This window comes from Pseudomonas monteilii NBRC 103158 = DSM 14164 (assembly GCF_000730605.1).
Lineage (GTDB): Bacteria > Pseudomonadota > Gammaproteobacteria > Pseudomonadales > Pseudomonadaceae > Aquipseudomonas > Aquipseudomonas monteilii.
The window spans coordinates 43,869-68,358 of record NZ_BBIS01000049.1; the positions used below are offsets into that span (position 1 = coordinate 43,869).

Genomic DNA, 24,490 nt, shown 5'->3' on the forward strand with positions numbered 1-24,490 from the left:
GCTCCGCCGTCACTTCCCCATGGTTCAACTGCCCGGACGTATCATGCGCAGCCGCCTGTTACATATTGCATCCTGCCTCCTGCTTACCGCTGCCACCTGCGCGGCGCAGGCCACCGACCTGTCCCTGCAACGCCAGTACTACGACGAGGCCAAGCGTGCGCTGGCCAAAGGCGACAAAGGCCCGTACCTGCGTTATGCCCAGGCCCTGAACGACTACCCGCTGACGCCCTACCTGGCCTACGACGAGCTTACCGCCCGCCTGAAAAGCGCCAGCAACCAGGAAATCGAAGGTTTCCTCGCCAAGCACGGCGACCTGCCCCAGGCCAACTGGATGAAACTGCGCTGGTTGCGCTGGCTGGCCGAACGGGGCGAGTGGGACACCTTCGTCAAATATTACGACCCCAAGCTCAACTTCACCGAACTGGACTGCCTCAACGGCCAGTACCAGCTCAGCCATGGGTTGCGTGCCGAGGGCTACGCCACGGCCGACAAACTGTGGAACGTCGGCAAGTCACAACCTGCCGCGTGCGACACGCTGTTCGGCATGTGGGCCGCCGAAGGCCAGCTGACCGAGGCCAAGCGCTGGGAACGTACCAAGCTGGCGGCCCAGGCTCGCAACTACGCCCTGGCCAACAACCTGATCAAGACCCTGACCACCCTCGGCCCGCAAGGGCGCCTGCTGGTCGACGTAGCGCAAAAACCTGAGCTGCTCAACCAGCCGTCGCGCTTCACCCCGGTCAACGAAGCCATGTCCGACGTGGTCAGCCTCGGCCTGCGCCGCCTGGCCCGCCAGGACCCGGAGCGGGCCATGGCCTTGCTGGACGATTACGCCCAGCGCATGCACTTTTCCCGCGACGAGAAAGTGGCCATCGCCCGTGAAATCGGCCTGACCCTGGCACGCCGCTACGACCCGCGCGCCCTCGACCTGATGACCCGCTACGACCCAGAGCTACGGGACAACACCGTCAGCGAGTGGCGCCTGCGACTGCTGCTACGCCTGGGCCGCTGGGAAGACGCCTACGAGCTGACCAGACGCCTACCCCAGGACCTGGCCAGCAGCAGCCGCTGGAAATACTGGCAGGCTCGCAGCCTGGAGCTGGCACAGCCGAACAACCCGCAGATCCCGCTGCTGTACAAAACCGTGGCGCGTGAGCGTGACTTCTATGGTTTCCTTGCTGCCGACCGGGCACAAACACCTTACCAGCTGAACAACAAGCCGCTGCTGCTAAGCCCGCAACTGGTCAAGAAGGTACGCAACACACCCGGCATTCAGCGCGCGCTGGAATTCCACGCCCGCGGCCAGATCGTGGAAGGCCGCCGCGAGTGGTACCACGTCAGCCGCCACTTCAACCGCGACGAAATGGTTGCCCAGGCGCGCCTGGGCTATGAGCTGCGCTGGTACTTCCCGGCTATCCGCACCATTAGCCAGGCGCAGTACTGGGACGATCTGGACATCCGCTTCCCGATGGCCCACCGCGACACGCTGGTGCGCGAAGCCAAGGTCCGCGGCCTGCATTCGAGCTGGGTATTCGCCATCACCCGCCAGGAAAGTGCATTCATGGAGGATGCGCGCTCACCGGTGGGTGCCAGCGGCCTGATGCAACTGATGCCGGCCACAGCCAAGGAAACCGCGCGCAAGTTCAGCATTCCCTTGGCGTCACCGGCGCAGGTACTGAACCCGGACAAGAACATCCAGCTGGGCGCCGCGTACCTGAGCCAGGTGCACAGCCAGTTCAACGGCAACCGTGTGCTGGCTTCGGCGGCCTACAACGCAGGGCCCGGGCGTGTTCGCCAGTGGCTGAAAGGCGCCAAGCACCTGAGCTTCGATGTGTGGGTTGAGTCGATCCCGTTCGACGAAACACGCCAGTATGTGCAAAACGTGCTGTCGTATTCGGTGATCTACGGGCAGAAGCTGAATTCGCCGCAGCCGCTGGTGGATTGGCACGAGCGGTATTTCGATGATATGTAAGGTTTGCCGAGCCTGAACCGGCCTCTTCGCGGGTAAACCCGCGAAGAGGCCGGTGCAGCGAACCAAGTTACTCCAGCACTTCGACTTCCATCCCTACCTCAAGCCACCCACTGCCATCCACCGCCAGGTTCTGCCCAAACAGCACATCCCCCTCTTTCTCGCGAAAGGTCTTGAGCGTGGCCATAGGCTCCCGGTCGGCACTGCGCTCCCCGGTAGCCGGGTCAATCGTGGTAAAGATGCACCGCACACTCGGTTTGAGCACTCGAAACACCAAGCTGCCGATACGAATCCGCTTCCAGCCATCTTCGGCGAAGGGTTCAGCGCCCTGCACCACCAGGTTGGGCCGAAAGCGCAGCATCTCCATGGGCCTGCCAACACGCCGGCTAAGCTCGTCGAGTGAGCCCTGGCCAATTAGCAGCAAGGGGAAACCATCCGGAAACGCCGCCCGGTCACTGTTAAAACCGTAACCATTGGGCAGGTAGCGCGCACGCTGCTCCGGGCAATGCACCAGGCGCACGGCCTTGCCCAGCAGTTCGCTCAGCCAGGCCGCCACTTCATCGCCTGCATCAGGCACTCGCAACGTATCGCGCCAAATGGTCACGCCACGCAGGGCTTCGTCGGCAGCGGGCACAGATACCCGCAACGGTGCCTGCCCGAGCGCCTGCAGCAGCAACTGGCCGCTGTCGTCTGCACACGCCTGCAGCTGGCCAAGTTGTGGCCATGCGCGCTGGGTCAGGAAGCGTCCGTTTTCTTCCTCGACCACCATCCAGCGCCGGTCACCTTGCAACCCCAGCAACCCAACAGGTGAAGCCTGCAGACTTTGCGCCTGCCCCGACTTCACAGGGTATCGATACAACTCACTGAGAAACATCCCTGCTGCCTCGTGTCATGCCAAAAGCCAAGCTTATACCTGGCCGGCCCAGGGTTCACGCAGTGGCGGTGTCCAATAGCAGGCGTTGCTTGACCACGTCGACCAGGCGATCAGGCTGGAACTTGGACAGGAAGTTGTCGCAACCCACCTTTTTCACCATGGACTCGTTGAAACTGCCCGACAGCGAGGTGTGCAGCACCACATAAAGCTGGCGCAGGCGTGCATCACTGCGGATCTCGGTGGTCAGCCGGTAGCCGTCCATTTCCGGCATTTCGGCATCGGTAAATACCATCAGCAGCTTCTCGCATACGTCTTCACCGGCATCGGCCCAGCCCTTGAGCATACGTAGCGCTTTCAGGCCATCACTGGCCACATGCAGTTTCACGCCTAACTGGGACAGCGTATCGCGCAACTGCGCCAAGGCCACGCTGGAGTCATCCACCAGCAGCACCTCGCGGCCACGCGCCCGGGCCAGCACTGGGTCGGCGAGTTTGTCGCCGGAGACCCGGGCGTTGTACGGCACGATCTCGGCCAGCACCTTCTCTACGTCGATAACCTCCACCAGCTTGTCATCAACCTTGGTGATGGCTGTCAGGTAGTGTTGGCGCCCGGCACTGGAAGGCGGTGGCATGATCGACTCCCAGTTCATGTTGACGATACGGTCCACACCACCTACCAGGAAGGCCTGCACCGAGCGGTTGTACTCGGTGACGATGATGGTGCTGTCCGGCCCCGGCTGCAGCGGGCGCATGCCAATCGCCTGGGACAGGTCGATCACCGGCAGGGTCTGCCCGCGCAGGTTGACCACACCGCAGACGAAGGCGTGGCGCTGGGGCATCAAGGTCAGTTTGGGCAGTTGCAGCACCTCCTGCACCTTAAACACGTTGATCGCGAACAACTGGCGACCGGCCAGGCGAAACATCAGAATTTCCAGGCGGTTCTCACCCACCAATTGCGTGCGTTGGTCTACCGTGTCGAGAATGCCAGCCATTGGAAACCCCCAGGTTTGAGTCGGAAAAGGTGAAATCATCTACCCTGTATCGGCGGTTTCACGCGCACCTTGACCCTCGCGGGAAAATACCGCAAAGGCAATTGATATCACTTTACCATCATGTTTTACTGCGGGCACACCGGGATAAACCGAGGGTGCTGCAAAAGTTCCCCACCCTGGCCCCACATCAGGGAAACCCTTAGTCGCAATCGGGTGCAACCTGATGTTCGCGATATCCTTTAGCCATTAATGTGACGCCATTCTCACTGCATGAATGGAGTCAGGCTTTTGCTAGCTATCGTTTCGGCGTGCCCGTCCCCTGCGCCTACCCCACGCGCGGGGACCTGACCATGGACACTGCCTTATCGTTCGACGACGCCCTGCAGGGCTTCCTGCTGGATGCCCAGGTACTGCTGACCCAGGCCCAGGAATGCCTGCAACATCTGGAACTGATCGACAATGATCTGGATGCCTGCCGCTGCCTGGGCAACGCCCTCGACAGCCTCGCCCGTCAGGCCACACGCCTGGGCCTGCGTGAAGTCGCCTATTACACCACTGCCCTTCAACAGTTGCTCGCCCCAGCCTGCCACGGTGGTTGCCTACAACGTGCAGCCCTACCCGCGATAGGGGAGTGCCTGACCCTACTGGCCTGGCAACTGGAACTGATCGACACCCGTACCGGGCGGCTGAACCTGGACATCGGCGAGCAACTGGTGCTACTGGGTGAGTTGGCGAAAGTCGTGCAACAACCTTTTGCGTCAGCCTGTACGTCATGCGATGAGCAAGGCAGCGTGTGCATTCACACCCAAGGTGAAGTGGCAGCCAGCAGCCGCCCTGACCGCTCTAACCCGGCGCTTTAATTGACGCGTAGTGCAACTAAGTACCGCTGTTCAAGCCCTACCATGGTCAAACTTGGAAAGTTCTCCAGCGTTTCAGTGGCCCAAGTTGAACCCTGAGCACGCTAGTTACAGCACAAGTGCGTACTGCACGATTAAAGGGTGGCACTTTGCTACCCGAAAAGACCGGACTAGCAGGCGTTTCAAAGCGTTTCCCAGCCGCGACCGATGCAATCCAAAGTGGTAATATGCGCCCCCACCAAGGCTTGCAACCTGAACCAAGGTTGCAAGACCACGCATTCGAAAAAACATCGAAAGTACTGCGCCAAAGCCTCTGACCAGCATTGTGCAAGGCCTCCATCAGCAATACTTCAGTGGCTTTCCTACTTATGTCCCCACGCTTGAAGACTTCTCTGCGTTGCTGCTCCCGCGCTGCCCTGCTGCGTTGGGCAACGGTCGGGCTGTGCGTGGCCTCGCTGGTTGCGAACCTGGCGCTGTACCTGGCCAACCAGGCCATCCCGGCCAGCCTGCTGGTGCTGCATCTGGTCGCGACGCTGGGCGCCGCCGTTCAACTGGGGCTGGGCGCCAGGTCGATCAGCCTGCGCCCGGCCGAACTGGCCGAGCGCATGCTCAAGGTGCAGGAAGACGAACGTCAGCATCTGAGCCGCGAACTTCACGACGACATCGGCCAATTGCTGACCGCTGCGAAGCTGCAGTTGCAGTGGCTGCAGCGGCGTATACCCGACGAGCTGCAGGGCCACTGCGATGCACTGCGCGGCACGCTGGATGACACCCTGGGCAACGTGCGCGATGTGTCCGCCCTGCTCAACCCCCGGCAGCTCGCCAGCCTTGGCCTGGAAGCCAGCCTGCGCGCGCACCTGGTACGTACCCTGGCCAGCAGCAGCGTTCACTGGAGCCTGGCGTGCAACCAGCGCCTGGGCGGCATCGACGAAGCCGTGGCCATGGCCGTGTTCCGCATTACCCAGGAGGCGGTAACCAACATGCTGCGCCACGCCCAGGCAAACAACCTGGTCATCCGCCTGCAGCGCAACCCTGAAGGGCTGGCACTGTCGATCCACGACGATGGCCGTGGCTTCATCCCCGCCCGGCACCCGGCCAAGGCAGGCCAGCGCGGTCTGGCCGGCATGCAGGAACGGGTAACCGCGTTGCAGGGCAGCCTCGACATCACCAGCCAGCCTGGCTTGGGCACGCAGATCGAAGCGATCTTCCCCTGGCCCCCGCGCAGCCAGCAACGTGCCCGGAGTACTGCTACCCATGACCTGTAGACTGCTGCTGGTTGACGACCACTCGCTGATCCGCGCCGGGGTGCGCGCGCTGGTCTGTGACATCCCTGGCTATGACGTGATCGGCGAAGCTGACGATGGCGGCCAACTGCTCGAACAGGTGCGCACGCTGGCGCCCGATATCGTCTTGCTGGACATTTCGATGCGCTCCACCAGCGGCCTGGACGCCCTGACTCAATTGCGGGCCAGCGACAACGCCTGCAAAGTGCTGATTCTGTCGATGCATACCGACCCCGACCTGATCATGCGGGCACTGGAAAGCGGCGCCCACGGCTATCTGCTCAAGGACACCAGCGCCACCGAGCTGGAACAGGCCCTGAGCGCGGTGCGCAACGGCGAGCGCTACCTCAGCCCGGCCATCGCCCACACCGTCATCAACCAGGCGTTACGGCACACCAAACAGGGCAAGCAGGCCGCTGGCGAGCGGCATAACCTCACGGCCCGGCAACTGGAAATCCTGCGCCTGATCGTACGCGGCAAGTCCACCCGGGAAATCGCTGCAGGCCTTGGCCTGTCTATCAAGACGGTCGAAACCCACCGTTCGCAAATCATGAAGCGGCTGCAGATTCATGACGTGGCTGGCCTGGTACTGTTTGCCGTACGCGAGAAGATCATCAGCCTGGACGACTGAGCAATGGCGACCCGACCGGCAGGTGCAGGCGTATCGCGGCTGGCCTGACCTGAAAGCGCAGGTTGTCGGCCTGCAACGGCTCGCCATCGAGGTTGATATCCAGCCCCTGCGAACTCTTGATATCCACCCAGGGCAGCCTCGCCCGAACGAACAGGCCATCACCGGCCAGCAGATCGCGCAAAGCCCCAACCACTTCCTGCGGCGCAGGCAGGATGGCGATGTCCAGCAAACCGTCGTTCACCACCGCTTCAGGGCATAGCACCTGCCCTCCCCCAGCCTGGCGGCCATTACCGATACCCAGTGCCAGCAAGCTCCCTTGCCACTGAAAATCTGGCCCTTGCAGTTCCACCGAAGCTGCCTGCAGTTCGCTGAAGCGCGACAAGCCGGTGAACAGGTAGGCCGCCGCCCCCAGCACTTTTTTCAGGTCTTCGGAAGTGCTGGCGGTGACCTGGCTGCCAAATCCGCCTGTGGCCATGTTAAGGAACAACTGGTCGCCAGCCTGGCCCAGGTCTACCGCCTGGGCCGGCGTGCTCAACAACGCCAGAGCCGCAGCAGGCTCCAGCGGTATACCAGCGGCTCGGGCGAAATCGTTGGCAGTGCCAAGGGGCAACAGCGCCAGGCTGGCATCGGCGCCGGCCAGCCCCATGGCTTCGGCCACGTCGCGCAAAGTGCCGTCCCCACCACCGGCAACGATATGGCTGTAGCCCGCGCTTAGTGCCTCACCAACCAGCCGCTGCGCATCACCCGCTTCCCAGGTGACACGTACATCCAGCGCCCAGCCGGTACCGCGCAGGTCATGCACAGCGCTGCGCAGATCCTCGTTCATCGCCTGCTTACCGTGCAAGATCAGCATTGCCTTGCGCCCTTGCATTGCGCTTCTCCGTGAAGTTGAACCACCCAGATCTCGACCATACGCAGCAACGGATCGTTGCATGGGTGCAAAAAAATAACGAAGCAGGCGCGGTCTTTTTCCCACACCCGACAATGCGCGGCTATGCTCAGAAGATGAACTTTTGACAAGTTTTTGACCCAGGCCAACATTTTCCCCAGGGATGTCAGCCTTTTGACTTCTGTTCGCCGGGCCAATCTCGATCCTGGCCATGGACGCGCCCCCGGCAGTGGTGTGCATAGCGCTGCCGATGGGCGCGTCTTTTCATCCGCAGCCCTCAGCGAGGATTTCGGGTCATGCGCATTCTCTGGACACTGCCGTACCTGCCTTGGCCAACTACCAGCGGCAGCAAGACCCGGCAATACCACCTGATGCGCGCACTGGCACAGCAAGGCCACCGCATTACCCTGCTGGTGCAGTCGAAAATCCCGCTCAGCGATGCGGCCCGCGAAGCCCTGGAGCCGCTACTCGAGCGGCTGATCGTGCTACCCCGTCGGCCACTGCACAGCCCGCTGAACCTGCTGGCTTCGCCAATCATCGACTACCCCATGCGGGCGATCATCAATGGCCTGTCCCCTTGCCTGCGGCACCGCTTCGAGCAATTGCTGGACGAACCGTGGGACGTGATCCAGATCGAGCACAGCTACAGCTTCCAGCCGTTCGAAAAGGCTTTGCAGGCACGCGGGCTGCCCTACATGCTCAGCGAGCACACGCTGGAGTCCGTGATGGGCGGTGCCTGCCACGACCGCCTGCCGCTCTGTCTACGCCCGCTCAATGCCTTTGACCGCTGGCGCTACCGGCGCTGGGAACAGCGGGTGCTACGCCAACCTACCGAGCTGGTGGCGGTCAGCGCTCACGATGCCGAGCTGATCGCGCAGATCAGCGGGCGCCCGGTGAACGTGGTGGTCAATGGTGTGGATTGTGATTTCTACCAGCACGTGCAACCGGCGCTGCATAGCCAGCGCTTGTTGTTCGTGGGCAACTTCGAGTATGGCGCCAACCTGGAAGCCATCGAGTGGGCGCTGGAAGACATCATGCCGCAAGTGTGGATGAGCAACCCGGCGGTGCGCCTGGCGATAGCCGGGCATGCGCTGCCAATCAGCTGGAAATTGCACTGGAACGACCCGCGCATCGAATGGTTCGGCTACCGCCCTGACCTGCGCGAGCTGCAAAAGCGTTCGGCACTGTTCTTCGCCCCGCTGCGCTATGCCGGCGGCTCCAAAGTAAAAATCCTCGAGGCCATGGCCGCCGGCCTGCCGGTGATCACCACCGGCAAAGGCGTATCGGGCCTGGCCGCGAACAACGGTGAGCACTACCTGGGCAGTGATGACGGTGACCAGCTCGCCCTGCTGATCACCCAACTGCTCAACCAGCCCTGGCGCATGAGCCAACTGAGCGATGCTGGGCGGCAATTCGCCCGTCAACGCCACGACTGGAGCGTGGCGGCCCAGCAACTGGAGAACGTGCACATGCGCCTGGCCCAGGCAGCGCCCGCCGAGGCCGCACCGCTGGGCAGTGCCTGGCTGGGCCGCTCAGCCAAGTAGCTCGCTGAAGGGGATGAACGGCACGCTATCGCCCTGTTTCGGCGTACTGCCTTCGCGCACCTCTACCAGGCCCTCGGCCCAGGCGGCACTGCGCAGCACCCCCGAGCTCTGGTTCTTGTAGATGCGCACCTGGCCCTGTTCGATGCGCGCGCGCAGGTATTCGCGGCGCGTGCCAGGCTTGGGCCAGTCGAAGCCCGCCGGCATGTCGAAACGCAGCGGCGTGACATCGGCCACCCCCTGACGACGGAGCAGGTAGGGCCGGGTCAGCAGGCCAAAGGTGACCAAGGTCGAGGCCGGGTTGCCCGGCAGGCCGATCACCGGCACGCCCTGGAAGTGGCCGAAGGTCAGCGGTTTGCCCGGTTTGATCGCCAGTTTCCACAACGCCAGCTCGCCGGCTTCGCGCAGGGCTGCACCGAGGTAGTCGGCCTCACCCACCGAGACACCGCCGGTAGACAAGATAAGGTCAACGTCGCCCAGCGAGGCCAAGCAGGCACGGGTACGTGCAAGGTCATCCGGCAGGATGCCCGCATCGACCACGTCGCAGCCCAGCCGCTGCAACCAGCTGACCAGCAGCCGACGGTTGCTGTTGTAGATTTGCCCAGGGCCCAGCGGCAGACCGGGCTCGACCAGCTCGTCACCGGTGGACAGCACCGCCACCCGTACCTTGCGCACCACATCCAGGCGACCATGGCCCAGGGTCGCCGCCAGGCCCAGTTCGATCGGCCCAAGGCGGGTGCCGGCGCTCATTACCTGCTCACCCTTGCGGGTTTCCTGGCCCTGAGGGCGTATGTTCTGCCCGGTTTGCAACGCTTCAAGAAAGCGTACCCGGCCATCTTCGAGCCCTTCGGTGTTTTCCTGCATCTCGACGCAGTCGGCGCCTTCCGGCACCGGCGCACCTGTAAAGATTCGCGCGCAGGTGCCTGGCTGCAGCGGCTGTGGCGCATGCCCGGCAAAAATGCGCTGGCTGACCGGCAGCGGCTGGCCCTGCCAGTCAGCGCTGCGCAACGCATAACCGTCCATGGCGCTGTTCGGCCAGGGCGGCAGGTCGAGCGAGGCCACCAGGTCGGTGGCCAGCACGCGGCCTTCGGCGTCGGCCAACGGCAGGTTTTCGGTCTCGTGGATGGGCGCCGCCTCGGCCAGCGCCAGCAGTTGCTCCAGGGCCTGCTCCACCGGCATCAGCGGCCGGGCCTGGCCGGCCTCAGCCACGGCTGTCACAGGCCGCTGCCTGCTTCAGGTGCGCAACGAAGTTGCACGGACGATGGCGGGCATCGAGTTGTTCGGCAAGGATGCCATCCCAGCCGGTGCGCACGGCGTTGGTCGAGCCCGGCAGGCAGCACACCAAGGTACCGTTGGCCAGCCCGGCCAAGGCACGCGACTGCACAGTGGATGTGCCAATGTCGGCCACGGAGATCTGCCGGAACAACTCTCCAAACCCCTCCACCTGTTTGTCCAGCAGGCAGGCCACCGCCTCGGGCGTACTGTCGCGGCCGGTAAAGCCGGTCCCCCCCGTGATCAACACCACTTGCACGTTGTCATCGGCGATCCAAGTGGCAACCTGGGCGCGGATCTTGTACAGGTCATCCTTGAGCAGCACGCGCTCGGCCAAACGGTGGCCGGCTGCACTCAGGCGATCGACGAACAGCTGCCCGGAGGTGTCGGTGTCGAAAGTACGGGTGTCGCTGACCGTGAGCACGGCGATGTTCAGCGCCACGAAGGGGGTATCTGCCTTGGCTTTCATGGGTGTCCGTCACAACAGGATGAGATGGCCGCAGTTATATCACAGCGCACCTTTCCCGACGTTGCGCCCATGGCGATTGCCCTCGGTCAATAGGCCGGGTTTGCCGCTATGCTGCACTAAAGAAGGAACTTGCATGGACACCCTGCGTCTTAACTGACATCTAGCACCATCGCACTGGAGAAACACGATGATTCAACGGACCCTACCTGCCTTCCTGCTCGCCCTGGGCCTGGGCGCCCTTGCCGGCTGCGCTTCGCCGACCGTTATTACCCTGAACGATGGCCGCGAAATCCAGGCCACGGACACCCCGAAGTACGATGAAGACTCCGGTTTCTACGAATTCGAGCAACTGGATGGCAAGCGCACCCGCCTGAACAAGGACCAGATCCGCACCGTCAAAGAGCTGTGATCCAGGCGCCCGTTTTGCAAAGCCCCTTTAAACAACAAGGGCTTGTGTGCAAAAACGGGATGCAGTAGGATTTTGTTCATCGGAGTGTAGCGCAGCCAGGTAGCGCGTCTCGTTCGGGACGAGAAGGCCGCAGGTTCGAATCCTGTCTCTCCGACCAAAATCGCAACAAAAAGCCCGCCTTGCGCGGGCTTTTTGTTGTGCCTGAAAACGGTCAGGCCGTCAGGCGCGAGGTCACCTCACCCAACTGCCCCGACAATCCATGCAAGCGCTGCCCGGCCTGCTCGGTATGCTGCACTGCCTGCTGGTTGGCCGTGGCAATACGGGTGATTTCGATCAGGTTGCGCGAGATGTCTTCGGCTACGCTGGTCTGCTCTTCGGCCGCCGTGGCGATTTGTCGGTTCATGTCGCGGATCGCCTCTACGGACTGGGTGATGCGCTGCAGCATCTGCCCGGCCTGCTGCACCTGCTCGGCCCCCTCCTCGCTGCGCTGCTGGCCGCTTTCGATCGCCTTGACCGCTTCTACCGCCCCCGACTGCACGGCTTCGATGATCTGGTGAATCTCGGCAATCGATGCAGCGGTGCGCTGGGCCAGGCTGCGCACCTCATCGGCAACCACTGCAAACCCACGCCCGGCTTCGCCAGCACGGGCCGCTTCGATGGCTGCGTTGAGCGCCAGCAGGTTGGTCTGCTCAGCGATGCCACGGATCACCTCCAGCACTTTGCCAATGCGCGTGCTGTCGTGCTCCAGGTCGCGGATTACCGACGCCGTACCGGCGATTTCACGGTTGACCACACCGATAATGTCGATGGTCTGCTGCATCACCTGCTCGCCGGCCTGGGCGCTGTGGTCGGCGTCATCTGCCGCGCGAGCGGCCTCGGCGGCGTGACGGGCGACCTCCTGAGCGGTGGCGGACATCTCGTGCATGGCCGTGGCCACCTGGTCGGTACGCTGGAACTGGTCGTGGGTGCCACGGGCCATGTCGCCGGCGATGCTACGCAACTGGCCACTGGCGCCTTCCAGCTCCTGCGCGTTGTCCTGCAGGCGGCCAACGGTATCGGCAAGGAAGTCGCGCAGCGTGTTGGCAGCCCGCGCCAGGCGCCCCAGTTCATCTTCACGGCGGCTATCGACCCGGGCGGCGAAACGCCCTTGGCTCAGTTGTGCGACATACTCGATCAGTTGGCGGATCGGCTCGATCAGGCTACGGTTGACCAGCCACAGGCTGAGCAGCCCCACCAGCACCGCCGAAGCCAACATCACCAGCAAGCCCAGCCATACCGTGCGCTCGGCGCTGGCGCTGATGCTGGCCGCACGCTGGCGCGCATCGGCACGCAGCTGCTCGACCAGTTCGCTCATCTGCTCGCTGGCGGCACGGTCCACGCCTTTGACCGCCTGGTCGCCGACTACCGGGTCACCACCTGCGGCAAGGAAAGCCTGGCGGCCCTGCGCATAGGCCTGGCCCAACTGCCGATGGCTGTCACGCAACTGCTGCAACTGCGCCTTGAGCCTGGCGTCGCTGCTGTCGATCAACTGCCCGAGCAGCTCTTGAACCTGTTGTTCACGGGCCTGGAACTGCTGCCAGTACTTGTCCATGTCCGCTGGCTGGCGCCCGCGCAGCAACACGTTCTTCCATTCCTGTACCTGTATCTTGAATTGCAGGTTGGCTTCGTCGATCAATTGCGAGGCCCGTAGCGGCCCGTCGACCAGCTCGGCATAACCGCGCACGCTGGACGATAGGAACTGGAAACACACCAGGGCGATCAGCAACATCGCCGCCAGGCTGCCGCCGAGCAGCGAGAGAATTTGCACTCTGAGGGATTTACGCAACATCTAGGGTCTCGGAACCAGAGAGAGAGGGCTGGGGCCGCTGTGCAGCCCCCATTACTGCCAGGCCAAAAAAAAGCTGCCATCAAGCAATGGCAGCCAGGTCGAGCACTTACGCAACAGTTGAGGCAGATACTCTCAGGCAATTGCTACAAAAATGTTACAAAACCGCGACACCCTACCCTGTGGTGAACTGCAAGGCCGCCAACCGCGCATACAGCGGGCTTTCCTCGATCAACTGACGGTGTGTGCCCACCGCCACCAGCCGCCCCTTGTCGATGACCGCGATACGTTCGGCATGCTGCACCGTGGCCAGGCGATGGGCGATCACCAGCGTGGTGCGCCCGGCCATCAGGCTGGGCAACGCCTGCTGGATCAGGTGCTCGCTCTGTGCGTCGAGGGCGCTGGTGGCTTCATCCAGCAACAGGATCGGCGCATCCACCAGCAACGCCCGGGCAATCGCCAGGCGCTGCCGCTGCCCACCGGAAAGCCCGATACCGCCCTCGCCCAAGGGCGTCTGGTAGCCTTGCGGCAGCTGCCGGATGAATTCATCGGCATAGGCACCGCGGGCGGCTGCCTCGACTTCTGCCAGGGTCGCCTCGGGCCGGCCATAACGGATGTTGGCCTCCACCGTGCCACGGAACAGCGAGGGGTTTTGCGCCACCAGGGCGAACTGGCGGCGCAGCTGGTCAGGGTCGAGGGCGGTAATCGCCTGACCATCGAGCAGGATGCGCCCTTGCTGTGGGTCGTAAAAACGCAGCAACAAATCGAACAGCGTCGACTTGCCTGCACCCGAGGGGCCAACCAGGGCAACGGTCTGCCCAGGTTCGATGGCCAGGCTCAGGCCATCGACAGCCGCCACCGTAGGCCGTGACGGGTAGGCGAACACCACCTCCTGCAATTCGATGTGCCCGCTGGCCCGCTGTTTTGGTAGCGCCTGCGCCAGCTCGGGCGGCAGGATTGCACTGCGCGCAGCCAACAGTTCGGCAATACGCTCGGCGGCACCGGCGGCACGCTGCAGCTCGCCGATCACCTCACTGAGGGTACCGAAGGCGCTACCGACGATCAGGCTGTAGAACACGAATGCAGCCAGCTCGCCAGCAGAAATACGCCCGGCAATCACGTCCATGCCGCCGACCCACAACATCACCCCCACCGCCCCCAACACCAGCACGATCACCAGGGTGATCAGCCAGGCACGCTGGGCAATCCGCTTGCGGGCCACGCTGAACGCTGCTTCGACGGTGCCCGCGAACAGTTCGCGGTCGTGCGCCTGGTGGTTGTAGGCCTGCACCGTCTTGATCTGCCCCAGCGTTTCGGCCACGTAGCTGCCCACATCGGCCACCCGGTCCTGGCTCTGCCGCGACAGGCTGCGCACCCGGCGACCGAACAGCAGGATAGGTGCCAACACCAACGGCAGGGCCACCACCACGATACTGGTGAGCTTGGGGTTGGTGATGAACAGCAACACCACGCCGCCGATGACCATCAACGCGTTACGCAAGAACATCGACAACGATGAGCCGATGACCGATTGCAGCAAGGTGGTGTCCGCCGTCAGCCGCGACTGGATCTCGGAGCTGCGGTTGTCTTCGAAAAAGCCGGGGTGCAGGCCGATCAGGTGATCGAAAACGGCGCGACGGATATCGGCCACACACCGCTCGCCAATCCACGAGACCAGGTAAAAGCGGCTGAAAGTGCCCACCGCCAAGGCCAGCACCAGCAGCAGGAACAACCCGATGGTCTGGTTGAGCTGGTGCGCGGAGCGGGTCATGAAGCCCTGGTCCACCAACAGGCGGATGCCCTGCCCCATCGACAGGGTGATGGCGGCGGTGACCACCAGGGCCAGCAAGGCCAGCAGCACTTGCCGGCGATAGGGGCGGACGAACTGCCAGGCCAGGCGCAACGCGCGGCGCTGACGTGGGGAAACCGATTCGGGCATGGCGACGACCAAAATGCAGGGGAAGCCGCAGATTACCACTCATCCAAGCTGTGGGAATGCCTGCAGGTTGCTATAGCCCATCGGTCTAACCAGTCGCTGGAGCTTTCACCTGGTTTCTGTTGGACTGTTGCTGCCGTGACACAGAAGCTGTCACAGGCCAGTCACGGCGCAGGGCTAACTTGAGCTTGAACCTGATGAGGAGACAGTGCATGAGCTTGCAGCATGGCAGTGACAACCAGAAGCCCCGGGCCACCCCGCAATCGCAGGTGTGCGGTTCGATCATCGACGCCCAGGGGCGCGAAGTGCCGATCACCGAGCAGATGATCCAGCACGCCTGCAAGGCCCTGGAAGAAAGCCGGGCCGAGCGCGTACGCAAAGGTTGACCGACGAATTATTTGCAACCCGGCGCTCGCGCCGGGTTTTTATTGGCCTGAATCAGGCCAGCACCCCACCCAAGGCACTGACCAGCTGCGCCAACTGTGGCGACTCACCCCGCAAGCGCACCGCCAGCCCTTCGATCTCGCGACGTGGCGGGTACTGCTTGCGCAACTGGTCGAACGCCGCCCGCTGCAGCTGCGGGTCGTCGCTCAGGCTGCGGCGGAAGTCCGCATCATCGCGGCGTGGGTCGTACACGGCGCGGCACAGGGTCGCCAAGGCCCAGGCCGGGTCGGTGCCAGCATCCAGTTCGATTTGTGCCAGTGGCGGCCGGGGCAGCAAGTCTGCCAGTTGCACCTGCTCGTCCACGCCGAGAAAGCGACACAACGCCTGGTAGATCTGCGCCGTACCACGCTGGCGGCCATCGAGGCTGTAGCCGGCAATGTGCGGCGAAGCCAGCGTGCACAGGTCGGCCAGTTGCAGGTCGACCTGCGGCTCGCCCTCCCACACATCCAGCACCGCATGCACGTCTTCACGGTCCAGCAGCAGCTCGCGCAAGGCGGCGTTATCCACCACCGGGCCACGACTGGCGTTGATCAGCCAGGCCCCTGGGCGCAACTGCGCCAGCTGCGCCTGCCCCAGCAAGTGCCAGGTCGGGTGCTCGCCGGCACGCTGCAACGGGGTATGCAGGCTGATCACATCGCACTGCTGCAAAATCGTCTCGAGGCTGACGTAGTCGCCACCCTCAGCGGCCTGGCGCGGCGGGTCGCACACCAGTACCTTCCAGCCCAGGCCGTGAAGCACCCGCACCAGGCGGCCGCCCACCTCACCCGCACCCACCACGCCATACACGCGTTCGGGCAGTGCCACGCCATCGAGCTCGGCCAAGGTCAGTACGCTGCCCAGCACGTAGTCGACCACGCCGCGTGCATTGCAGCCCGGCGCACTGCTCCAGCGGATGCCGGCTTCGGCAAAGTAGTCCAGGTCCAGGTGATCGGTACCGATGGTGCAAGTGCCGACAAAGCGTACGCGGCTGCCTTCGAGCAGTTGGCGGTCGACCTTGGTCACCGAGCGCACCAGCAGGATATCGGCGTCCTTGACGCTGGCGGCATCGAGGCTTCGGCCCGGGTAGCGGCGAATTTCACCGAAACCCTGGAAGAAGGCATCGAGCAGCGGGATGTTCTCGTCGGCAACTATCAGCATGGCGCTCTCCTGTCTGGGGAACGCAGTGTAGGCGCAACGCGGGGCGTGTTCCAGAGCGCTTCAGTCGGCTTTTTTACGGATCCAGTACAGGAAGGTGCCGGCGTCCTCTTGCTGCTGCAGCAATTCGTGGCCGAGGAAGTTGCAGAACTTGGGAATGTCACGACGGGTCGACGGATCGGTGGCGATGACTTTCAGCAGGCCGCCAGCGGCCAAATTGCGCACATGCTGGTGCAGCATCATTACCGGTTCCGGGCAATTCAGGCCGGTGGCGTCGAGGATGGCGTCGGGGGTGAAATCGGTCATGGGGGGCTCCACAAATGATCGTTATTGTCGCGCATAGGGCCGTTTCGACCAAGGGGCTGGCTTGCAGCCCCCGAAATCAGCGCGGCTTCAGGTCCAGTCTGCGCAGATGGCAAGTCACTTCCTCACGGTCGTGATACAGCTGCTTGCAGGCAATCGATACCCTGATCTTGCGCGCCTTGAACGTCGCCTCCATGCGGTCGAGCAACCGACGTACTTCGGCATAGCGTTGCTTCATCGGCAGCTTCAGGTTGACCACTGCCTCGCGGCACAACCCCTCACCCAGCCAGGTTTCGATCAGCGAAGTGGTGCGCGCCGGCTTCTCGACGATGTCGCACACCATCCAGTCCACCGGCTGCTTCGGCTGCCAGGTGAAACCGTCGGCCATCAGGTGCTGCACCAGGCCGGTGTCCATCAGGCTTTCGGCCATCGGCCCGTTGTCGATGGCCGTGACCAGCATGCCACGACGTACCAGCTGGTAGGTCCAGCCACCCGGCGAGGCGCCCAGGTCGACACCGGTCATGTCATCGCCCAGGCGCTGTTCCCACTGCTCACGCGGGATGAACTGGTGCCAGGCCTCTTCCAGCTTGAGGGTCGAACGGCTGGGTGCCTCGCGGGGGAATTTCAGGCGCGGGATGCCCATGGGCCACAACGCGCTGTTGTTGGCCGGGGCCAGGCCGACAAACACCCGCCGGCCGCTGATGAAGGTGAGCAGCAACCGTGGGCGGCTGGCGTCGTCGACCAGGCGACCGGCGTTTTCCAGGGCCTTGCGCAGCGGCACTTCGAACTTGCGACAGAAGGTGGACAATTCCTTGCCTTCGTTGCTGTCCAGCACTTCCAGCCACAGGCTGCCGAACACCGGGAAGTCGGTCAACTGCGCCAGCAGCACACTGATACGGTCACTTTCCGGTAACTCGACATAACCGCCACGGGCCCACTGCCGAGGGAAAATCAGCTCGTTGAAGCGCAGCGCCCCCATCAACCGCTCGGCACCGCCGTCTTCACTGCAGACAAACTCGGCGCTGGCACTTTGTGGCTTGCCTTTGGCATAGCCGACAATGCCCAGGCGGGCGGCATGTTCGCTGATTTCGGCGCAAACCTCGCCCTCGAAACCGGGCCGGCAATGCATGAACAGGGTATTCATCTCTCACTCCACTACGGCTGGCGCGCAACAGGCGCCGGCAGGGCGGCGATGATAAAGGAAGATCGGAACCTGCGACACGCCCCGCCGGTCCAGAAAAGGGTCAGGGGCCGTAAAGCGGTCTAACCTGACCTTTCAGCCAGGTCCGTACCGTGCGGACCGAAACAGAGCGGTGACACCGGCAGACCTTGAGTAATTGCCGGGCACCGGCGTAGAAGGAGTTGGCAATGCCCTCGCTCGACAGCCTGAACACCCTCAAGACCCTCCAGGTCGGCAACCAGACCTATCACTATTTCAGCCTTACCGAGGCCGCCCGCCAGCTGGGTGACCTGCAACGCCTACCCATGTCGCTGAAGGTGCTGCTGGAAAACCTGCTGCGCTGGGAGGACGGCCATACCGTCACCGGCGACGACTTGCGCGCCCTTGCACAGTGGCTAAGCGAGCGGCGCTCTGACCGCGAGATCCAGTATCGCCCGGCGCGGGTGCTGATGCAGGACTTCACCGGCGTGCCGGCCGTGGTCGACCTGGCCGCCATGCGCGCCGCCATGGCCAAGGCCGGCGGCGACCCGCAGCGGATCAACCCGCTGTCACCGGTGGACCTGGTGATCGACCACTCGGTAATGGTCGACCATTACGGCACGCCGCAAGCCTTCGGCGAGAACGTGGATATCGAAATGCAGCGCAATGGCGAGCGTTATGCCTTCCTGCGCTGGGGCCAGAGCGCCTTCGACAACTTCCGCGTAGTGCCGCCGGGCACCGGCATCTGCCACCAGGTCAACCTGGAGTACCTGGGCCGCACGGTGTGGACCCGTGAAGCCGATGGCCGCACCTACGCCTTCCCCGACACCCTGGTGGGTACCGACTCGCACACCACCATGATCAATGGCCTGGGCGTGCTCGGCTGGGGTGTCGGAGGCATCGAGGCAGAGGCGGCCATGCTCGGCCAACCCGTGTCGATGCTGATCCCCGAAGTGATCGGTTTCAAGCTGACCGGCAAGCTGCGCGAAGGTATCACCGCCACTGACCTGGTGCTGACGGTTACGCAAATGCTGCGCAAGAAAGGCGTGGTGGGGAAGTTCGTCGAGTTTTACGGCGATGGCCTGGCCGAGCTGCCATTGGCCGACCGGGCGACCATTGCCAACATGGCGCCGGAATACGGCGCCACCTGCGGTTTCTTCCCGGTCGATCAGGTGACCCTGGACTACCTGCGCCTGTCGGGCCGCCCCGAAGCGACCGTGCAACTGGTCGAGCATTACTGCAAAGCTCAAGGCCTGTGGCGCCTGCCTGGCCAGGAACCGCTGTTCAGCGACAGCCTGGCGCTGGACATGCACGAGGTCGAAGCCAGCATGGCCGGGCCTAAACGGCCACAGGACCGGGTAGCGCTGGGCCAGGTCAGCCAGGCTTTTGACCACTTCATCGAGCTGCAACCCAAACCACTGGCCAAGGACGTCGGCCGTCTGGAGAGCGAAGGTGGCGGCGGCGTAGCGGTGGGCAACGCCGACCAGGCGGGCGAGATCGACTACAACCATGCAGGCCAGACTCACACCCTGCGCGATGGTGCCGTGGTGATTGCAGCGATTACCTCGTGCACCAACACCTCCAACCCCAGTGTGATGATGGCGGCCGGGCTGGTGGCGAAAAAGGCGCTGGAAAAGGGCCTGCAACGCAAACCTTGGGTCAAGAGCTCGCTGGCACCGGGCTCCAAGGTGGTCACCGACTACTTCAAGGCCGCCGGGCTCACCCCCTACCTCGACCAGTTGGGCTTCGACCTGGTCGGCTATGGCTGCACCACCTGCATCGGCAACTCGGGCCCGCTGGATGAAGCGATCGAGAAAGCCATCGGCAGCGCCGACCTCACCGTGGCGTCGGTGCTGTCGGGCAACCGCAACTTCGAAGGCCGTGTGCACCCACTGGTCAAGACCAACTGGCTGGCCTCGCCGCCGCTGGTGGTGGCCTACGCCCTGGCCGGTAGCGTACGGCTGGACCTGACGCGTGACCCGCTGGGTACCGGCAAAGACGGCCAGCCGGTTTACCTGCGCGACATCTGGCCCAGCCAGCAGGAAATTGCCGAAGCCGTAGCCAAGGTCGACACGGCGATGTTCCACAAGGAATATGCCGAAGTGTTCGCCGGCGATGCGCAATGGCAGGCCATCGAGGTGCCGCAGGCCGCCACCTACGTGTGGCAGCCCGACTCTACCTACATCCAACACCCGCCGTTCTTCGACGGCATCAGCGGCCCGCCGCCACAGATCGTCGACATTCAGGGTGCGCGTGTGCTGGCACTGCTGGGCGACTCGGTGACCACCGACCACATCTCACCGGCCGGCAACATCAAGGCCGACAGCCCCGCCGGGCGCTACCTGCTTGAGCAGGGGGTGGAGCCACGCGACTTCAACTCCTACGGTTCGCGGCGTGGCAACCATGAAGTGATGATGCGCGGCACCTTCGCCAACATCCGTATTCGCAACGAAATGCTGGCGGGTGAAGAAGGCGGCAACACCTTGCATGTACCCAGCGGCGAGAAGCTGTCGATCTACGACGCGGCCATGCGCTACCAGCAGGAAGGCACCCCGCTGGTGGTGATTGCCGGCCAGGAATACGGCACCGGCTCAAGCCGCGACTGGGCAGCCAAGGGCACCAACCTGCTGGGGGTCAAGGCTGTGCTGGCGGAAAGCTTCGAGCGTATTCACCGCTCCAACCTGGTGGGTATGGGCGTGCTGCCGCTGCAGTTCAAGGCCGGTAACGACCGCAAGCAACTGGGGCTGACCGGCAAGGAGCGAATCGATGTGCTGGGCTTGAATGGCGCGCAGATCCGCCCGGGCATGAGCCTACCCTTGCGCATCACCCGCGAGGATGGGCAGCAGACGCAGATCGAGGTGCTGTGCCGTATCGATACCCTGAATGAGGTGGAGTATTTCAAGGCTGGGGGGATTTTGCATTATGTGTTGCGACAGCTGATTGCCGGCTAAATCAGCAAAGCCTGGGGCCACCGCACAGCGGCCCCAGGCAGGGTTGGCATGCCTGGAATCTTTCACATTAAATAATCATTCAATAAAACCAGTCCCTTGCCGATACCTGTCGAAAGCCTTGCGGACTATCGACCCATGCGTAACAACCAGCCGATTACCCAGAGAGAACGGACTTTCCCTGCCCAGCAGCGGTTGATCTCCACCACCAATGCCAAGGGTGTGATCACCTACTGCAACGATGCCTTCATCGAAATCAGTGGGTTCACCCGCGAAGAGCTGACCGGTGCGCCGCACAACCTGGTGCGTCACCCCGACGTGCCGCCCGCCGTGTTCGCCCATATGTGGCAAACGCTCAAGCAGGGCCAACCCTGGATGGGCATTGTCAAAAACCGCTGCAAGTCTGGCGACCACTACTGGGTCAACGCCTATGTCACGCCGATCTACGACAACAACCAGGTCGTGGGCTTCGAGTCCGTGCGGGTCAAGCCCACCGCCGAGCAGATCCGTCGCGCCGAGGCACTGTACCAGCGCATCAACCAGGGCAAGCCGCCAGTACCGCGCCGCGACAAGTGGCTGCCGGTGTTGCAGGACTGGCTGCCGTTCATCCTGATCAGCCAGGTAGGCTTCCTGATCGGCAACTGGCTTGGCCACTCCTGGGGCTTCGCCCTGGCCGCCGGGCTTTCCGTACCGTTGGGCCTGCTTGGCCTTGGCTGGCAGCAGCGCGGCCTGAAGCGCTTGCTGCGCCTGGCCGAACAAACCACCTCCGACCCGCTGATCGCACAGATGTTTACCGACAGCCGAGGCGTGCAGGCGCGCCTGGAAATGGCCATGCTCAGCCAGGACGCCCGCCTGAAAACCTGCCTGACCCGCCTGCAGGACAGTGCCGAACACCTCAGCGACCAGGCGCGCCAGTCCGACGCCCTGGCGCACAAGAGCTCCTCGGGGCTTGAGCGTCAGCGGGTAGAAACCGAGCAGGTCGCCGCTGCAGTCAACCAGATGGCCGCCACCACGCAGGAAGTGGCCAATCATGTGCAGCGCACCGCCGACGCCACCCAGGAAGCCAACCGTCTGACCAGCCAGGGGCGGCAGATTGCCGGGGAAACCCGCGATGCCATCGAGCGCCTGTCGGCAGCGGTGGGTGAAACCGGCCAGACGGTGACGCAGCTGGCCAAGGACAGCGACGAAATTGGCGGAGTGGTCGACGTGATCAAGGGCATCGCCGACCAGACCAACCTGCTGGCCCTTAACGCAGCGATCGAAGCGGCGCGCGCCGGGGAAATGGGCCGTGGTTTTGCCGTGGTGGCTGATGAAGTGCGCCAACTGGCTCAGCGCACTGCAGAGTCCACCGGTCAGATCCATGGACTGATTGCCAAACTGCAGCAAACTGCCAGCAACGCCGTACTGACCATGGAAACCGGCCACCGCCAAGCGCAGGAAGGCGTCGACCGGGTGATGCAGGCTGACGAGGCGCTGGTGGGGATCAGTGAAGCGGTCGCCAACATCACCGACATGGCGACCCAGATTGCTGCAGCGACCGAAGAGCAGACGGCAGTGGCCGACGAAATCAGCCGCAACATCAGCACCATTGCCGAACTGGCCGACCAGACCGCCGAACAGGCCTTGCACTCGGCACTGCTCAGCGAAGAGTTGACCAGCACGGCGGGGAGCCAGTACTCGCTGGTGGAGCGTTTCAACCGCTAAGGCATGGCGCAGCACCCACAGGCATAGCGCAGGCTCCAGGCACACGCTATCCCTGTGGGAGCGGGCATGCCCGCTCCCACAAAAACCGCATAAGCCTGATTACCTGCGTTACCAGTCCAGCCGCAACCGGCTCTCGAAATACCGCTCTTCCCCGCTCAACGGGTCCTTGAAGCGCAGGCTCTGCGCCAGCAGTTTCAGAGGCCGCTGATAGTCATCTTCTTCGTTCAGCAACTGCGGATAGAACGGGTCGTTGCTGATTCCCGCCCCCAACGCCGCCATGTGCACACGTAATTGGTGGGTCTTGCCGGTTACCGGCGACAACCCATAGCGCCACAGCTCACCGTTCTTCTCCAACACCTCGGCCAGGGTCTCGCTGTTGGCCTCCCCTTCTACCTCATGCATGCGGAAAAACGGCTCGCCATGCACCAGCCGGCTTTTGTGTACCAGCGGATACTCATGCTGCGGCATGGCTGCGGCAATGGCCTGGTAGCGCTTGTCGATACGCCGCTCGGGGAACAGGCGCTGGTAGGCACTGCGGCTGTGCGGGTTGGCAGAAAACAGCACAAGCCCGGCGGTGTGACGGTCGATACGGTGCAGCGGCACCAGGTGTGGGTTATCCAGACGACGGATCAGGCGGCGCAGCAAGGTCTGCTCGACGTATTCACCGGTTGGCGTCACCGGCAGGAAATGCGGCTTGTCGGCCACCACCAGGTGCTCGTCCACATGCAGGACCGTTTCCTGCACCGGGATGGGTCGCTCGTTCGGCACTTCACGGAAATAGTGCAAACGCATACCGCGCTTGTAAGGCAATTCGGCAGAAACCGCCCGCCCCTCGGCATCCAGCACCCGGCCACGGGCAAAACGGTCGAGCCACTGGGCGCGATCGATAGCCTTGAAATGGTCACACAGGCAATCGAGCACCGTCGCCCAGTTACCGGGGGGCAGGCACACCGTGCTAGCTTGCTGGCGGGCGGGGTCGAAAGGCGTGGTCATGGCAGGGCTCGAAACGTTCACGGCCGCGCATTATCCCCCAAGCCCGCGCCCTCAACCAGCCTGGCCTATGGCCTCGCTGCGCTCCTTCAGCCAGCGCAGCACCTGTACCGGCTCCCAGCGGCCTGGGTCGTAGAGGGCATACAGCAACCCTTGGTAACCCACTACATCCAGCCCCCGGTGGTAACCGGCACGCTGGAACAGAGCCTCGATCTCGGCGAAACAGGTATTGAAGTGGACCTTACCGAACGGGGTATGGTCATCGGTGACCAGGCCTTCGAGGCGCAGTTCCAGCACGGCATCGGCCACCCGCTCCACGGGCATGCGGTTGACGCTGTACTTGAGTTGCTCGACGTTGAGCATGGGTTTACCTCGACACTGTATTTATATACAGCATACGAACATCCCCTTGCTGCCGTCAATGCGGTTCATTGCAGCCCCGGCAGATAGCCGCCGCCTTTGCGCAGGGTCAGCACCTGGCGCCGGGGCGTGTCGCACGTCACGGACAGGTGCACCCAGCGATCGAATTCGAGGATCAACTGGTCGAAAGCGATGGTGCTGTTACTGATTCTGCGCACGGTATCGCGCGGGCTGACTTCAATCACCGTGAAATCTGCCGCCAGGCCCTGAACGTGCTGGCTATTCCGGGAGCCGCCGATCAGCTGGTTGACCTTCTCGCTGCGGTAGCCGCTGCTGATGATGATGGGCGCATCGAACAGCGCGCGCACCTGCTCGAGCGCTCCACACAGAAACTGCAGGTTGGCACGGGCTTGCGGCGGTGGCGTGTTATCAAAGCCGTCCCTGGCGGCAAGCTGGGAAACGGTCATTTCATCAAGCGTGAAATGTGGGGTGATCAACATGGCGA

22 protein-coding genes, 1 tRNA gene and 1 pseudogene are annotated in these 24,490 nt (G+C 63.4%); 10 read left to right on the forward strand and 14 right to left on the reverse strand.

The features are described from left to right. The first annotated feature begins 43 nt into the window (after window positions 1-43). Window positions 44-1,969, forward strand: a complete 1,926-nt coding sequence (locus PM2_RS23315) for a transglycosylase SLT domain-containing protein (protein WP_028699757.1) — start codon at window positions 44-46, stop codon at window positions 1,967-1,969. A 67-nt stretch (window positions 1,970-2,036) separates the two neighbouring features. On the opposite strand, the gene PM2_RS23320 is transcribed toward PM2_RS23315, so the two are convergent. Beyond that, window positions 2,037-2,840, reverse strand: a complete 804-nt coding sequence (locus PM2_RS23320) for an MOSC domain-containing protein (protein ID WP_028699756.1) — start codon at window positions 2,838-2,840, stop codon at window positions 2,037-2,039. Between the two features lie 55 nt (window positions 2,841-2,895). After that, complete coding sequence (locus PM2_RS23325) at window positions 2,896-3,831, reverse strand: chemotaxis protein CheV (RefSeq protein ID WP_016714890.1); 936 nt, start codon at window positions 3,829-3,831, stop codon at window positions 2,896-2,898. Window positions 3,832-4,181: 350 nt separating this feature from the next. Between PM2_RS23325 and PM2_RS23330 the strand changes: the two genes are divergently transcribed. The 3 genes from PM2_RS23330 to PM2_RS23340 all read left to right on the forward strand — a co-directional run bounded on the left by PM2_RS23330 (window position 4,182) and on the right by PM2_RS23340 (window position 6,602). Further along, complete coding sequence (locus tag PM2_RS23330; protein WP_016714889.1) at window positions 4,182-4,691, forward strand: hypothetical protein; 510 nt, start codon at window positions 4,182-4,184, stop codon at window positions 4,689-4,691. A gap of 365 nt (window positions 4,692-5,056) precedes the next feature. Further along, entirely contained in the window at window positions 5,057-5,953 is an 897-nt protein-coding gene (locus tag PM2_RS23335) for a sensor histidine kinase (protein ID WP_028699755.1), read from the forward strand. Beyond that, window positions 5,943-6,602, forward strand: coding sequence for a response regulator (locus PM2_RS23340; RefSeq protein ID WP_028699754.1), 660 nt, complete (start codon window positions 5,943-5,945; stop codon window positions 6,600-6,602). The genes PM2_RS23335 and PM2_RS23340 overlap by 11 nt, the downstream gene beginning before the upstream one ends. On the opposite strand, the gene yegS is transcribed toward PM2_RS23340, so the two are convergent. Further along, complete coding sequence (gene yegS, locus PM2_RS23345) at window positions 6,586-7,473, reverse strand: lipid kinase YegS (RefSeq protein ID WP_028699753.1); 888 nt, start codon at window positions 7,471-7,473, stop codon at window positions 6,586-6,588. The two genes, PM2_RS23340 and yegS, sit on opposite strands and share 17 nt — an antisense overlap. 314 nt (window positions 7,474-7,787) lie before the next feature. Between yegS and PM2_RS23350 the strand changes: the two genes are divergently transcribed. After that, entirely contained in the window at window positions 7,788-9,035 is a 1,248-nt protein-coding gene (locus PM2_RS23350; protein WP_028699752.1) for a glycosyltransferase family 4 protein, read from the forward strand. Here PM2_RS23350 and PM2_RS23355 read toward each other — a convergent pair. Next, the gene (locus PM2_RS23355; RefSeq protein ID WP_016714884.1) at window positions 9,024-10,250 is read right to left on the reverse strand and encodes a molybdopterin molybdotransferase MoeA; all 1,227 of its coding nucleotides are present in this window, start codon (window positions 10,248-10,250) and stop codon (window positions 9,024-9,026) included. The genes PM2_RS23350 and PM2_RS23355 overlap by 12 nt on opposite strands. Next, window positions 10,234-10,773, reverse strand: coding sequence for a molybdenum cofactor biosynthesis protein B (gene moaB / locus PM2_RS23360; RefSeq protein ID WP_016714883.1), 540 nt, complete (start codon window positions 10,771-10,773; stop codon window positions 10,234-10,236). Before moaB ends, PM2_RS23355 begins: the two co-directional genes overlap by 17 nt. A gap of 187 nt (window positions 10,774-10,960) precedes the next feature. On the opposite strand from moaB, the gene PM2_RS23365 reads away from it, so the two are divergent. Continuing rightward, a complete protein-coding gene (locus PM2_RS23365) occupies window positions 10,961-11,182 on the forward strand; it encodes a YgdI/YgdR family lipoprotein (RefSeq protein WP_013971697.1) in 222 nt (73 codons plus the stop codon). An 80-nt stretch (window positions 11,183-11,262) separates the two neighbouring features. After that, a tRNA-Pro gene (locus PM2_RS23370) sits at window positions 11,263-11,339 on the forward strand. 54 nt (window positions 11,340-11,393) lie between these two features. On the opposite strand, the gene PM2_RS32140 is transcribed toward PM2_RS23370, so the two are convergent. The 3 genes and pseudogenes from PM2_RS32140 to PM2_RS23380 all read right to left on the reverse strand — a co-directional run bounded on the left by PM2_RS32140 (window position 11,394) and on the right by PM2_RS23380 (window position 14,946). Next, window positions 11,394-12,161, reverse strand: a complete 768-nt coding sequence (locus PM2_RS32140; protein ID WP_372237808.1) for a methyl-accepting chemotaxis protein — start codon at window positions 12,159-12,161, stop codon at window positions 11,394-11,396. 165 nt (window positions 12,162-12,326) lie between these two features. After that, a pseudogene (locus tag PM2_RS32145) lies at window positions 12,327-13,010 on the reverse strand (methyl-accepting chemotaxis protein); the annotation flags it as partial. A 172-nt stretch (window positions 13,011-13,182) separates the two neighbouring features. After that, window positions 13,183-14,946 (reverse strand): ABC transporter transmembrane domain-containing protein, encoded by a 1,764-nt coding sequence (locus tag PM2_RS23380; RefSeq protein ID WP_028699749.1) that lies wholly within the window; start codon window positions 14,944-14,946, stop codon window positions 13,183-13,185. 209 nt (window positions 14,947-15,155) lie between these two features. Here PM2_RS23380 and PM2_RS31235 point away from each other — a divergent pair, with 209 nt between their 5' ends. After that, window positions 15,156-15,329, forward strand: a complete 174-nt coding sequence (locus PM2_RS31235; protein WP_169739401.1) for a PA1571 family protein — start codon at window positions 15,156-15,158, stop codon at window positions 15,327-15,329. Between the two features lie 52 nt (window positions 15,330-15,381). Here the strand turns inward: PM2_RS31235 and pdxB are convergent, their stop codons facing one another. From pdxB to rlmM, 3 genes are all read right to left on the reverse strand, one after another. Then, entirely contained in the window at window positions 15,382-16,524 is a 1,143-nt protein-coding gene (gene pdxB, locus PM2_RS23385; RefSeq protein WP_028699748.1) for a 4-phosphoerythronate dehydrogenase PdxB, read from the reverse strand. A 60-nt stretch (window positions 16,525-16,584) separates the two neighbouring features. After that, window positions 16,585-16,827: a sulfurtransferase TusA gene (gene tusA / locus PM2_RS23390; RefSeq protein WP_003248727.1), complete on the reverse strand. Its 243-nt coding sequence runs from the start codon at window positions 16,825-16,827 to the stop codon at window positions 16,585-16,587. 76 nt (window positions 16,828-16,903) lie between these two features. Then, window positions 16,904-17,968 (reverse strand): 23S rRNA (cytidine(2498)-2'-O)-methyltransferase RlmM, encoded by a 1,065-nt coding sequence (rlmM, locus tag PM2_RS23395; protein ID WP_016714878.1) that lies wholly within the window; start codon window positions 17,966-17,968, stop codon window positions 16,904-16,906. Window positions 17,969-18,192: 224 nt separating this feature from the next. Here rlmM and acnA point away from each other — a divergent pair, with 224 nt between their 5' ends. Both acnA and PM2_RS23405 read left to right on the forward strand, forming a co-directional pair. Continuing rightward, complete coding sequence (gene acnA, locus PM2_RS23400; RefSeq protein ID WP_028699747.1) at window positions 18,193-20,934, forward strand: aconitate hydratase AcnA; 2,742 nt, start codon at window positions 18,193-18,195, stop codon at window positions 20,932-20,934. 135 nt (window positions 20,935-21,069) lie between these two features. Further along, complete coding sequence (locus PM2_RS23405) at window positions 21,070-22,635, forward strand: methyl-accepting chemotaxis protein (RefSeq protein ID WP_016714875.1); 1,566 nt, start codon at window positions 21,070-21,072, stop codon at window positions 22,633-22,635. 108 nt (window positions 22,636-22,743) lie between these two features. Here the strand turns inward: PM2_RS23405 and PM2_RS23410 are convergent, their stop codons facing one another. The 3 genes from PM2_RS23410 to PM2_RS23420 form a co-directional block, all read right to left on the reverse strand. Then, window positions 22,744-23,628, reverse strand: a complete 885-nt coding sequence (locus PM2_RS23410) for a pseudouridine synthase (protein WP_016714874.1) — start codon at window positions 23,626-23,628, stop codon at window positions 22,744-22,746. A gap of 51 nt (window positions 23,629-23,679) precedes the next feature. Continuing rightward, entirely contained in the window at window positions 23,680-23,988 is a 309-nt protein-coding gene (locus PM2_RS23415; RefSeq protein WP_016714873.1) for a hypothetical protein, read from the reverse strand. A 65-nt stretch (window positions 23,989-24,053) separates the two neighbouring features. Then, window positions 24,054-24,485 (reverse strand): D-Ala-D-Ala carboxypeptidase family metallohydrolase, encoded by a 432-nt coding sequence (locus PM2_RS23420; RefSeq protein WP_016714872.1) that lies wholly within the window; start codon window positions 24,483-24,485, stop codon window positions 24,054-24,056. Window positions 24,486-24,490: the final 5 nt, after the last annotated feature.

Coding starts and splice junctions, on each gene's coding strand:
- PM2_RS23350 (WP_028699752.1), top strand. CDS start 7,788: ATGCGCATTCTCTGGACACTGCCGTACCTGCCTTGGCCAACTACCAGC.
- PM2_RS23340 (WP_028699754.1), top strand. CDS start 5,943: ATGACCTGTAGACTGCTGCTGGTTGACGACCACTCGCTGATCCGCGCC.
- PM2_RS23325 (WP_016714890.1), bottom strand. CDS start 3,831: ATGGCTGGCATTCTCGACACGGTAGACCAACGCACGCAATTGGTGGGT.
- tusA (WP_003248727.1), bottom strand. CDS start 16,827: ATGACCGATTTCACCCCCGACGCCATCCTCGACGCCACCGGCCTGAAT.
- acnA (WP_028699747.1), top strand. CDS start 18,193: ATGCCCTCGCTCGACAGCCTGAACACCCTCAAGACCCTCCAGGTCGGC.
- moaB (WP_016714883.1), bottom strand. CDS start 10,773: ATGAAAGCCAAGGCAGATACCCCCTTCGTGGCGCTGAACATCGCCGTG.
- pdxB (WP_028699748.1), bottom strand. CDS start 16,524: ATGCTGATAGTTGCCGACGAGAACATCCCGCTGCTCGATGCCTTCTTC.
- rlmM (WP_016714878.1), bottom strand. CDS start 17,968: ATGAATACCCTGTTCATGCATTGCCGGCCCGGTTTCGAGGGCGAGGTT.
- PM2_RS23410 (WP_016714874.1), bottom strand. CDS start 23,628: ATGACCACGCCTTTCGACCCCGCCCGCCAGCAAGCTAGCACGGTGTGC.
- PM2_RS23315 (WP_028699757.1), top strand. CDS start 44: ATGCGCAGCCGCCTGTTACATATTGCATCCTGCCTCCTGCTTACCGCT.
- PM2_RS23365 (WP_013971697.1), top strand. CDS start 10,961: ATGATTCAACGGACCCTACCTGCCTTCCTGCTCGCCCTGGGCCTGGGC.
- PM2_RS23380 (WP_028699749.1), bottom strand. CDS start 14,946: ATGCCCGAATCGGTTTCCCCACGTCAGCGCCGCGCGTTGCGCCTGGCC.
- yegS (WP_028699753.1), bottom strand. CDS start 7,473: ATGCAAGGGCGCAAGGCAATGCTGATCTTGCACGGTAAGCAGGCGATG.
- PM2_RS23335 (WP_028699755.1), top strand. CDS start 5,057: ATGTCCCCACGCTTGAAGACTTCTCTGCGTTGCTGCTCCCGCGCTGCC.
- PM2_RS23415 (WP_016714873.1), bottom strand. CDS start 23,988: ATGCTCAACGTCGAGCAACTCAAGTACAGCGTCAACCGCATGCCCGTG.
- PM2_RS23405 (WP_016714875.1), top strand. CDS start 21,070: ATGCGTAACAACCAGCCGATTACCCAGAGAGAACGGACTTTCCCTGCC.
- PM2_RS23330 (WP_016714889.1), top strand. CDS start 4,182: ATGGACACTGCCTTATCGTTCGACGACGCCCTGCAGGGCTTCCTGCTG.
- PM2_RS32140 (WP_372237808.1), bottom strand. CDS start 12,161: ATGGCCCGTGGCACCCACGACCAGTTCCAGCGTACCGACCAGGTGGCC.
- PM2_RS23320 (WP_028699756.1), bottom strand. CDS start 2,840: ATGTTTCTCAGTGAGTTGTATCGATACCCTGTGAAGTCGGGGCAGGCG.
- PM2_RS31235 (WP_169739401.1), top strand. CDS start 15,156: ATGAGCTTGCAGCATGGCAGTGACAACCAGAAGCCCCGGGCCACCCCG.
- PM2_RS23420 (WP_016714872.1), bottom strand. CDS start 24,485: ATGTTGATCACCCCACATTTCACGCTTGATGAAATGACCGTTTCCCAG.